The organism is Streptomyces sp. NPDC057654 (genome assembly GCF_042800135.1).
Classification (GTDB): domain Bacteria; phylum Actinomycetota; class Actinomycetes; order Streptomycetales; family Streptomycetaceae; genus Streptomyces.
The window spans coordinates 1-10675 of the sequence record NZ_JBHVHQ010000228.1; the positions used below are offsets into that span (position 1 = coordinate 1).

The 10675-nt window shown below is 70.5% G+C and carries 10 protein-coding genes; 3 read left to right on the top strand and 7 right to left on the bottom strand.

Going from position 1 to position 10675, the window contains the following annotated elements; genetic code table 11:
* Positions 1-3 precede the first annotated feature (3 nt).
* Both ACFU99_RS18785 and ACFU99_RS18790 read right to left on the bottom strand, forming a co-directional pair.
* On the bottom strand, positions 4-1326 hold the full coding sequence (locus ACFU99_RS18785) for a PhoH family protein (RefSeq protein WP_384393099.1): 1323 nt from the start codon (positions 1324-1326) through the stop codon (positions 4-6).
* A 404-nt stretch (positions 1327-1730) separates the two neighbouring features.
* Positions 1731-2492 carry an isoprenyl transferase gene (locus ACFU99_RS18790; RefSeq protein WP_384393102.1) on the bottom strand — a complete coding sequence of 254 codons (762 nt, stop codon included), beginning with the start codon at positions 2490-2492 and terminating at the stop codon, positions 1731-1733.
* A 110-nt stretch (positions 2493-2602) separates the two neighbouring features.
* Here ACFU99_RS18790 and mgrA point away from each other — a divergent pair, with 110 nt between their 5' ends.
* On the top strand, positions 2603-3640 hold the full coding sequence (gene mgrA, locus ACFU99_RS18795; protein ID WP_384393104.1) for an L-glyceraldehyde 3-phosphate reductase: 1038 nt from the start codon (positions 2603-2605) through the stop codon (positions 3638-3640).
* A 707-nt stretch (positions 3641-4347) separates the two neighbouring features.
* Here the strand turns inward: mgrA and ACFU99_RS18800 are convergent.
* Positions 4348-5079 (bottom strand): prepilin peptidase, encoded by a 732-nt coding sequence (locus tag ACFU99_RS18800; RefSeq protein ID WP_384393107.1) that lies wholly within the window; start codon positions 5077-5079, stop codon positions 4348-4350.
* Between the two features lie 54 nt (positions 5080-5133).
* Between ACFU99_RS18800 and ACFU99_RS18805 the strand changes: the two genes are divergently transcribed.
* The gene (locus ACFU99_RS18805) at positions 5134-5481 is read left to right on the top strand and encodes a DUF192 domain-containing protein (RefSeq protein WP_384393110.1); all 348 of its coding nucleotides are present in this window, start codon (positions 5134-5136) and stop codon (positions 5479-5481) included.
* Positions 5482-5513: 32 nt separating this feature from the next.
* Here the strand turns inward: ACFU99_RS18805 and ACFU99_RS18810 are convergent, their stop codons facing one another.
* Positions 5514-6857, bottom strand: a complete 1344-nt coding sequence (locus ACFU99_RS18810) for a hypothetical protein (protein ID WP_384393112.1) — start codon at positions 6855-6857, stop codon at positions 5514-5516.
* Positions 6858-7038: 181 nt separating this feature from the next.
* On the opposite strand from ACFU99_RS18810, the gene ACFU99_RS18815 reads away from it, so the two are divergent.
* Positions 7039-7962: a hypothetical protein gene (locus tag ACFU99_RS18815; RefSeq protein WP_384393115.1), complete on the top strand. Its 924-nt coding sequence runs from the start codon at positions 7039-7041 to the stop codon at positions 7960-7962.
* A gap of 1000 nt (positions 7963-8962) precedes the next feature.
* Here ACFU99_RS18815 and ACFU99_RS18820 read toward each other — a convergent pair.
* From ACFU99_RS18820 to ACFU99_RS18830, 3 genes are all read right to left on the bottom strand, one after another.
* A complete protein-coding gene (locus ACFU99_RS18820; RefSeq protein ID WP_384393118.1) occupies positions 8963-9604 on the bottom strand; it encodes an OmpA family protein in 642 nt (213 codons plus the stop codon).
* Positions 9601-10176, bottom strand: a complete 576-nt coding sequence (locus tag ACFU99_RS18825) for a hypothetical protein (RefSeq protein WP_384393121.1) — start codon at positions 10174-10176, stop codon at positions 9601-9603. Before ACFU99_RS18825 ends, ACFU99_RS18820 begins: the two co-directional genes overlap by 4 nt.
* A 31-nt stretch (positions 10177-10207) precedes the next feature.
* Positions 10208-10675 (bottom strand): hypothetical protein (locus tag ACFU99_RS18830; protein WP_384393124.1); only part of this gene is annotated, 468 nt, incomplete at its 5' end.

The window sequence follows — 10675 nt, forward strand, 5'->3', positions numbered from 1 at the left end:
CCGTTAGATCCGCCCGTCCTCCAGCATTTCGGTCACCAGCGCCGCGATCGGCGAACGCTCCGAGCGGTTCAGCGTGATGTGCGCGAAGAGCGGGTGGCCCTTGAGCTTCTCGACGACCGCGACCACGCCGTCGTACCGGCCGACCCGCAGATTGTCGCGCTGCGCCACGTCATGGGTCAGCACGACGCGCGAGTTGGCACCGATCCGCGACAGCACGGTCAGCAGGACGTTCCGCTCCAGGGACTGCGCCTCGTCGACGATCACGAAGGCGTCGTGCAGCGAGCGGCCCCGGATGTGGGTGAGCGGCAGCACCTCCAACATGCCGCGCCCCACCACCTCTTCGATCACATCGGCGGTGGTCACCGCCGAGAGCGTGTCGAAGACGGCCTGGGCCCAGGGGCTCATCTTCTCCGACTCGCTGCCCGGCAGATAGCCCAGCTCCTGGCCGCCGACCGCGTACAGCGGGCGGAAGACCATCACCTTGCGGTGCTGCTGCCGCTCCAGGACTGCCTCCAGGCCGGCGCAGAGCGCCAGCGCCGACTTTCCCGTGCCCGCGCGGCCGCCCATGGAGACGATGCCGACGTCCGGGTCGAGCAGCAGATCGAGCGCGATGCGCTGCTCGGCGCTGCGGCCGTGGATGCCGAACGCCTCCCGGTCGCCCCGCACCAGCCGGACCGAGCCGTCCGCCGCGACCCGGCCGAGCGCCTTGCCGCGCTCGGACTGGAGCACCAGTCCGGTGTGCACGGGCAGTTCGGCGGCTTCCGGCACGTCCGCGCTCTCGGCGGCGAACAGTTCGTCGACCTGCTCGGCGGAGACGGCAAGCTCCGTCATCCCCGTCCAGCCGGAGTCGGTGATCGCCAGCTCGGCGCGGTACTCCTCCGCGAGCAGGCCGACGGAGGACGCCTTGATGCGCAGCGGCAGGTCCTTGGAGACGACGGTGACGTCGTGCCCCTCGGCCTGGAGGTTGCGCGCGACCGCCAGGATGCGCGAGTCGTTGTCGCCGAGCCGGAAGCCCGCCGGAAGAACGCCCGGGTCGGAGTGGTTGAGCTCGACCCGGAGCGTCCCGCCCAAGTCGCCGATCGGAATCGGCGCGTCGAGCCGCCCGAACTGCACCCGGTAGCCGTCCAGCAGGCGCAGGGCCTGCCGGGCGAAATAGCCGAGCTCGGGGTGGTGCCGCTTGGCCTCCAGTTCGGTGACCACCACGACCGGCAGCACGACCTCGTGCTCGTCGAAGCGGGACATCGAGCCTGGGTCGGCCAGCAGGACGCTGGTGTCGAGGACATAGGTGCGCCGGTCGTGCTCACGGCGCTTCTTGCTGGTCACCACGGGTGGACGAACCCCCTCGGGAGAGGTCGGGGTGCGACGTCGTCGCGCGGGAATGGACCGGGTCCTGGCCCTACGAGGGCCGGACGCCGGCCCTCCGCGTCGTCCGTACGATCCGCACGGTCGTCCGTTTGCAAAGGGCCTCCCGGGCAGGCGGCCCCATGCCGCCCGCTGGCAGTTCGACGATCTTGGACAGACCGTCGACCTGACAGGGATATTCCCTCTAACGTGCGCGCCCATGCAACGGCATATGCGACGAGCAGGTGAACGATTCGATCATCTCGCTGGCCGCTTCGCGCGGAGCCCGTACGCCGTAGTCCGTACGGCGGGGCCCCGTACGCCCGGACGGGTCGTCCCGCGTGTCGGCCGGCCGCGCCCGGGTGCCGCGACGCGCCGGCGGGCGGCTCTCAGCCGCCGTAGCGGCGGTGGCGCGCCGCGTAGTCGCGCAGCGCGCGCAGGAAGTCGACCTTCCTGAAGGCGGGCCAGAAGACCTCGCAGAAGTAGTACTCGGAGTGCGCGCTCTGCCAGAGCATGAAGCCGGAGAGCCGCTGCTCGCCGCTGGTGCGGATCACCAGGTCGGGGTCGGGCTGGCCGCGCGTGTAGAGGTGCTTGGAGATGTGCTCGACGTCGACGATCTCGGCGAGTTCCTCGAAGGAGCTGCCGCGCTCGGCCGCCTCCAGGATCAGCGAGCGCACCGCGTCCGCGATTTCCTGTCGCCCGCCGTAGCCGACGGCGACGTTGACGAGTATTCCGCCCTTGTCGTAGGTCGTCTGCTCGGCTTCCTTGAGCACGGTCTGGGTGCGGTCGGGCAGCAGGTCGAGGGTGCCCACGTGGTGCACCCGCCAGCGTCCGTCCTCGGCCAGGCCGCGCACGGTGTTCTCGATGATGCCCAGCAGCGGGCGCAGTTCGTTCTCGGGCCGGTCGAGATTGTCCGTGGACAGCAGCCAGAGCGTGACGACCTCGACGTCGGTCTCGGCGCACCAGCCCAGCAGTTCCTTGATCTTTTCGGCGCCCGCCTGGTGGCCCTGTTCGGTCGTGCGGCCGTCGGCCCGCGCCCAGCGGCGGTTGCCGTCGAGGATCACGCCGATGTGCTTGGGCACCTGAGCGTGGTCGAGGCGGTTCTCCACCCGGCGGGCGTAGAGCCCGTACACCAGGTCGCGCAAGTTCACGTGTTTTAGCCCCTCCGTGCATGGCTGACGCCCCAAGGGCGCAAGCCTACTGCCCGCACACGGCCCTCACCCAACCCGCCCTGTCACAACTCCGTGATAGGCAGATCCACATGAACGACCCCCTGTCCTACCGCGCCGCCGAGGAACGCTACGACTCCATGGAGTACCGGCGTACGGGCCGCAGCGGCCTCAAACTCCCCGCGATCTCCCTCGGGCTGTGGCACAACTTCGGCGACGACCGCGCCCTGGAGTCGCAGCGCGCGATCCTGCGCCGCGCCTTCGATCTGGGCGTGACCCACTTCGACCTGGCGAACAACTACGGCCCGCCCGCGGGCTCGGCCGAGCTGAACTTCGGCAAGCTGTTCGCGCAGGACTTCCGCGCCCACCGCGACGAGCTCGTCCTGTCCACCAAGGCCGGCTACCGGATGCACCCCGGCCCGTACGGCGAGTGGGGCTCCCGGAAGTATCTGCTCTCCTCGCTCGACGCTTCGCTCCAGCGAATGGGCGTCGACTACGTGGACATCTTCTATTCGCACCGCTTCGACCCCGAAACGCCGCTGGAGGAGACGATGGGCGCGCTCGCGTCCGCCGTCCAGCAGGGCAAGGCGCTCTACGCGGGCGTCTCCTCGTACAACTCCGAGCAGACCCGCGAGGCGGCGCGGCTGCTGCGCGGGATGGGCGTGCCGGCCCTGATCCACCAGCCCTCCTACTCCATGATCAACCGGTGGACCGAGGACGACGCGCTCCTCGACACGCTGGAGGCGGAGGGCATGGGCTGCATCTCCTTCGCGCCGCTGGCGCAGGGGATGCTGACCGACAAGTACCTGGACGGCATCCCGGCCGACTCGCGCGCCGCGCAGGGCAAGTCGCTGGACCCGGAGCTGCTCACCGACGAGGTCGTACGGCGGCTGCGCGGGCTGAACGAGATCGCGCGGCGGCGCGGCCAGTCGCTGGCGCAGCTCGCCCTGAACTGGGTGCTGCGCGACGAGCGGATGACGTCGGCGCTGATCGGCGCGTCCAGCGTGCGGCAGCTGGAGGCGAACGTGGCGGCGCTCGGCGCGTCGGAGCTGACCGCGGAGGACCTGGCGGAGATCGACTCCTACGCGGTGAGCACCGAGGGGGTCAACATCTGGGCGCGGCGGTCGTAGCGCGGGACCTGTAGCGCGGGACCTGTGGAGCGGCGGTCGCGAAAAGGCCCTCCATGGGAAAGGCCCCTCTTATAAGAGGGGCCTCACCGCGCCCCGTAGGGACGCATAAAAAGCGGGCCGGTCCGTGGGGGGGGGTTACGGACCGGCCCGAGGGGGGGGTTCCACCTTAACCGCTCGGAGGGCGTGCTCCGTGCATCGGCGCGGGTGACGGCGCGTGACGCGCTGACGGGCCGGGCCTCGGCGGATCTTCGTCGGGCGCTCCGCCGGGACGGGTCCGTCACCCGGCCGCCGGAGGGCGTACGCCATGGAGTGGGCCCGTGCGGCGCCCCCCTTCAGCCGTCCCACCCGAGAGCGTCCCCCATCGTCATCATCGACTTGACGTCACACGTGCGACAGCTGGTGGCTCGTCTCCCTGACGCGGGCCCACCTCTCCCAGGGCAGGAGATTCCAGGCAGGCCCGCGCGATGCACTTCCAGCAGTCGCGTGTGAGCAGTGCGTAAGCGACTGTAGGGCACATACGCCCGTACGAACTACCTTATGCGGCAATTCGTTTACTCCGTGCCGAATTCAGTCTCAAACGGGACATCCGAGGCGTTCATGCGTTCGGCGTTCGCCCCACAGGCCCCTTTCGCCCCTCGCTCCCCATGTCACCTGGGTCCACCGCCTGATCACACCGTCTTGCCACACCGCCTTGTCACACAGTCTGGTCACGCCGCCGCTCCGCCCAGCAGCAGCCCCAGCCACGCTCCGGCGATCATGTACGGGCCCAGGGCCATCGTCGTGCCGCGCCGGCCGCGTCCGGACGCCATCAGCCACACCCCGTACACCGACCCCAGCAGCAGCCCGAGGAACGCGCCCGCGAACAGCACGCCCCAGCCGTACCAGCCCAGCGCGCACCCCAGCCCGACGGCCAGCTTCACGTCCCCGAAGCCCATGCCGCTCGGATTGACCAGGAACAGCACGAAGTACCCGGCGGCCAGCGCCGCGCCGCCGAGCAGCGCGCCCGTCCACGACCCGGCGGCGCCGGGGACCAGGGCGGCCAGGCCGAGCAGCGCGGCCAGCCCGGCGGCGAGCGGGAGCGTGAGCACGTCCGGCAGCCGCCGCACCGCCCGGTCGACCCCGGCCAGCACCACCGCGACCGGGGCGGCGAGCAGCCACACCGCCAGCTCCGGCCGCGCCCCCACCGCGGCGGCCAGCGCCGCGCACGCGACGGCGGTCACCACGGCCGACAGCCACGGCCCCGGTCCGTACGTCCGTGAGTCCGCCGGACATCCCCGGCACGCGGCGCGCCCCGCCCACCCGGCTATCGGATGGCCATGGGGGCACGCCGAACGCCACGGCTGGCCGGGCTCCACGGCGAGCCGGTACAGGGGGCGCGGCAGGAGCGTCCCCGCGGCGGCGCCGTAGAGCGGGGCGAGGATCAGCAGCAGCGCGTACACGACCCGAGCCTACGGACCCGGCGCGCGGCGTGACCGTCTGATAGAACGAACGCCATGGCCCGCTGGCAGGACGGCAGATCCCAACTCCACCTTCCCGACGTGGCGGTGCCGTTGGAGATCGCCGCCTCCTACCGCGCCCGCGCCCGCGGGCTGCTCGGCCGCGACGGCATAGGGGGCGCGCTGCTCCTCACCCCCGCCACGAGCGTGCACACCTTCCGGATGCGGTTCCCCATCGACGTCGCCTATCTCGACCGGGACTTGACCGTCCTGGCCGTACGCACCATGCGCCCCGGCCGCCTCGGCGTGCCCCGCCCGCGCTCGCGCCACATCCTGGAGGCGGAGGCGGGGGCCATGGCGCGCTGGGGGCTGCACGCGGGGGTGCGGGTGGCGATTCGCGCGTAGCTGATGCGAATCGGCTCACCCTGGACGGTGGGTCACCGGCGGGCCGCCGCCCGGCGGCGCGCCAGGACCGTCCAGCCTCCCATCCAGACCAGCAGCGCGGACCCGGTGCCCACGCCCGCGTACCCGACGGCCCGCAACCCCTCCCGGCCTTGGCCGCTCGCACCGGCGGTCTGCTGTCCGGCATCGCCCCCGGACGTGGCGCCGGCGCCCGCGCCGGACGTCGGCCTCGGCTTGTCGTCCTTGGTGACGTCGATCCGGAGCGTGACGGGCACCGCGCCCGAACCGCCTTCCGCGACCTTCGGGTTGACGCTGACCTGGAGGTAGTACGAGCCGGCGAACCGCATCGCCTTGGCGGACTCGGCGAGCGCGGTACCGGAGGCGTTGCCGGGCTCGGCGGGGACGGTGTCGAGGGAGAGGGCGGCGGGTCTGCCCTGGTAGCCGACAGTCTTGTTGGCCACGTAGCCGCGCTCGGGGTTGTTCAGGCCCAGCCGCACACCGTTGATCACATATGCCTTGCCCCCCGATGCCGTCGACGTCCCCGATGCCGCTGACCCGGCAGCCGCGGTCACTCCGAATTCCGCGTCGGCGTAGATCCGTTGTCCCCAGCCGACGGGCACGCGGTAGAAGCGCGTCTCGCCGGGCCGGACGACGTCCGTCCACACGCCGGTGGACGCGGCGGGGGCGTCGTTGAAGCCGGTGCCGCCGGTGATGTCGCGGGCGGAGCCGGAGGGGGACTTTCCTGAAGAGGCGGAGGCGGAGGGGTCTGTCGGCTTGGCGGGCGGCGGCTGCTTCCGCGGGGGTACGGAGGCGTACTTGAGCTCGACGGGCATCGCCGCCGCTTCGCCGCCCATCGCCTCCCCGCGCTGGACGACGAAGCGGTACGTGCCCGCCGTCTGGCAGGCGCCGCCCGACGTGATCACGCGGTCCGCGTAGTCGCCGACGGGATACGCCCCGCCCGTCGTCAGGAAGGAGCGGTGGCGGCTGATGCCGCACTGCATGCCGTCCGCGGTCTGGAGCGAGACGTCGATGCCGTCCCGCACGCCCATCGTGGCGCCGGGGCGGGGCACGGCGACGGCCGATATGTACGCGTTGGAGACGGCGTCCAGGTCGACGCTGTAGTACTTCTTCTCGCCCGGCTTGATGCTGTCCTTGTACGTGTGCGCTCCGGACAGCAGCCGCGGGCCGGCGTCACCGGCCGCCGAACCCCGCACGGGCGCGGCATTCCGGGCCATCCGGTACGAGGCCGGCGCCCCGCCCTCGGCATCGACGGCGTCGGCGGCTCCGGCGGGCCCGGCAGCTCCGGCGGGCCCGGCGACAAGCCCGAGGCTCGTCACCACGGTCACCACCATCACCAACGCCCTCTTGCGGCCCCTCATTTCCCGCCTCCCTCGCCCATACCCCTCGGTAGCCCCATCCTGCCCGCCGACCGGGGCACCGGACACCCCGACTTGGCGGCGTCGTGCGGGGTTCCACCGGTTATCCACCGCTTTGAGGGCCGAACGACCGGAGTTATCCACAGGGGTCGCGGAGGCCGCGAAGGTGCGCTGTCCTTGAGCAATGACGGCGGACAACGACACCCTGCACGATCTGGCGATGGCTCAGGGCGGCATCCTTTTCTCCTCCCAGGCCGCCGCCTTCGGCCTGAACTCCTCGCGCACCGCGCGCATGCTGCGCCGGGCGGGCTGGACCGCGATGTACCGGGGCGCGTGGGCGGCGCCCGGAAAGGACATCGACCTGCGGCTGCGGCTCCGGGCCCTCCAGTTGCAGCGCCCGCGGCTGACCGTCAGCCACCGCACGGCCGCCGCCGCCCACCGCATCGAGGTGGGGCGCGGCCCCCACCCCATAGAGCTGACGGACGCCTCGGGCGCGGCGGCGGTCACGGTGTACGGGATGCGGGTGCACCACCTTCCGCTGGCCGACGAGGAGATCACGGATGTGGACGGCATCCGGGTCACCACGGTCGTACGGACCACTTGCGACCTGCTCCGTACGCTCCCCTGCCATGCGGCGGTCATCGCGGCGGACTCGGTGTTCGCCAGGAGAATGGCCGACCTCCCGCAGGTCGCCGAAGCCCTCACCACGGGCCCGCGCCGTGCCCGTACCGGCACGGCCCGGCAGGCCCTGGCCCTGGCCGACCCGTCGTCGGGCTCACCGGCCGAGTCCAAGGCGCGGCTGGAGATGCACGAGGCGGGCCTGCACCCCGATTCCCAGGCCGAGGTGGTCACGGCGCAGGGCCGCACCCGGCGGGTGGATTTCCTCTTCCGCGAACAGGGCTTGGCCGTGGAGATCGAGGGCTTCGCCTGGCACGGCACCAGAGCCGCCCACCAGGAGGACACCATCCGCTTCAACGAACTCACGTCGTCCCCGCAGATCCGCCAGCTCCTCCGCTTCACCCGCGACGACGTCCTCCACCGCCCCCGCCTCTTCGTCCGGACCGTGCAGCGCTCGCTCTCCCACCTGGAGCGGAGCCGGCCCGGATGACATGCCCCGGCGTCGTGGACGGCGATAGCAGCGGCGGAGCCCCGAGTCCATGAGCATCCGTACTCATGAGAGTAGGGGTGTCATCTGTGCTGAAGGCTGACGCGAGCTGACAAAGTCGACCACCCATCACCGACATCAACGCTGCTCAGCAGCACGCCAGTTGGCGGAAGGCAAGGAGGCGAGGAGGCGAGGAGGCGCTGTGAGCGACAAGCTGCGCATTCCGCCGCACGACCTGCGGGCGAGCGCCACAGCGGCTATTGGGACTACACCACCGGAGACCAGCCCAGCGAGAGTCTGACCAACCAGGGGCGCATCATCACCGGCGAACCCATAACCACCACTCCGGCCAGGAACCCGGACCGCTATTCCGGCGGCATCCCGAACCCCTTCCCCAATGTCCCGCAAGGAATCAAGTGATAACCGATCAGCGCCGCGACCGAGGGGCCGCGCTCAAAGGCTCTCGTGCGGTTGCCATCGCGACCGTCGCCGTCATGACACTGGGGGGATGCATGTCCGAAGCCGACGAAAAGGGTAAGAACGACCCGCTGCCCCGCATGAGCCGGGAGCACGCGCAGGGCTGGGCCCGCGATTTCACCAAGCGTTTGGCGAAGGTGATAGGGAAGCCCGTCAACTCGCGGCAGCCGGATGTCCGTTTCCTGGGCTGCACGGGGAAAACGGCGAGGAGGCCACGGACGACAGGTTCCTGCTGATGTACAGCGCGTGGGTGACAGTGCCACCGGAGCAGCACAACGAGGCTGCGAAGAAACTCCGGAAGACGCTGGTGGATCAGGGATACACCATCAGCACGGAACGTGCCTACAAGCCCCCGAACCAGAGCATGATTCTGGAAGCGCGCCCTTCGAAGGGAGGGTTCTTCATCGGGATCGAATCCGCCAAGACACGCGATGGCAATACAGAGATCGCCCTCGGGATCAATTCCCCCTGCATGATCCCGCCTGGATCGACGCAGAGCCCCCAGTAATGGGGCGGGGCGGCTGGCTCAGCTCTTCGAGCGGGGGAAGCTGACCTCTACGCGGCGGTTCTTCTTGCGGCCGTCTTCGGTGGAGTTGTCGGCGATGGGGTACGCCTCGCCGTAGCCGCGGATCTGGTAGGAGACGGCGGACGAGCCCAGGTCCTGGGCGAGTTGGCGCTGGACCGCGTCGGCGCGCTGTTTGGACAGGACCAGACCGTGGGCGGCGGAGCCGAGGTTGTCGGTGAAGCCGAAGACGCGGAGGCTCGTGGTCTTCTGTTTCTTGATCTCGTCGGCGATGGCCCGGATACGGGCATTGGCCTCGCCGCCGAGCTTGGCGCTGTCCTTCGCGAAGAGGACTTCGGCCTGTAGGGCGAAGGTGACGTTGACGTTGGTGTCCTCGCGGCGCTCGTCGCCGTTGTCGGTCTCCACGACCGACTTGATGTCGAGCACCCGGCCGGGCGCGAGCTTGGCGCCGGAGCGGATCTTCAGGTCCGGGTCGTTCGCGTCGATCTTCAGCGGCGGCTTGGAGTCGGCCGGCACGCCGGGGCCGCTGTCGGCCCGTGCGGCGGGGGGCGGCGGTGCGTTCACGGCCAGGAGCGCAGCCGTGAGGGCGGCGGCGAGGAGGGCACCGTGGCGGGTGGCCCGGAGGGTGGTCATGGGGACGCTCATCCGGAGATCTTGATGTTGACGGTGGGCATGGAGGGGAGTTGGAAGTCGACTTGCGTGACGCTTTGCGGCGGGGCCGGGAATTGGGCGAAGATGGGGCGGCTTTCGTTCGGCTTGATGCCGTACAGACCCGTCGAGCACAGGCATTCGCCGTCCGTATCCCGCAGGATCAGATACCGCTTCTTCCCCGCGGCGTCCACGAGCGAGGCGCCCGAGATCGACGATTGCGATCTCATCTCCGTCTCCTTGGAGCGCCACGCGAAGGCGTTGAACACCTTGCTCCCCCGGTTCGTCACCGTGCCGTTCACCGTGAGGAATCCGCCGTCGTCGCGAACCGCCGAATTGAGGGTCACGACGATGCCGTCCGCCCCCTTCATCTCGCCGATCGCCGCGGTCGACTGGGCCACTGGTTTGTTCCCGTCGCCCTGCGGGGCGGCGGACTCCTTGGACGAGTCCTTATCCGACTTCGATCCGCCGCTGTCACCGCCGCAGCCGGTCACTGCGATGGCCATGGTGGCCGTGAGCGCCACCGCAGCCGCGCTCCTTAGGGCCTTCGTCGTGTGCCGATTGCTCATGAGGGGCGTTCCTTCGCTGGTCGGTCGACCGTCAGTCGGCAAGGCGGACGGTGAACAGGTCCTGGGCTCGGGGAAGGGGGTCGGGCTTCTCTGGATCGATGGACAACGGGCGGCCATCACAGATGAGTTCGATGAGCGGGCTCTTCCCCTTGTCATCGGCCCCGCTGTCGCCGTCCCTGCCCTCCGCATCGTGCCCCGGAACGTCAGGGGCCAGGGCACAGCGGGGTTCGACGACGGCCTTCGCTCGGGCGTACGCCTTGCGGTTCTCCGTGCCGGGCACGACCGACCGGCCCACGGACCCGAGGGACGTGACCTTGACCGTGAATGCCGTGGACGTGAAGTCCGGGGCCGGGTCGCACGTATTGACCTCGGCGTCGTTCTTCGCGGCGAAGGCCCCCGCCGCGTCGCACGCCAGAAATCTGTCGGCTCCCCTGCCGCTCAGCCAGTCGGCACGGGCCTTTTCATCGCCGATCTCCTTGAGGAACCCGTCGAGCAGTTG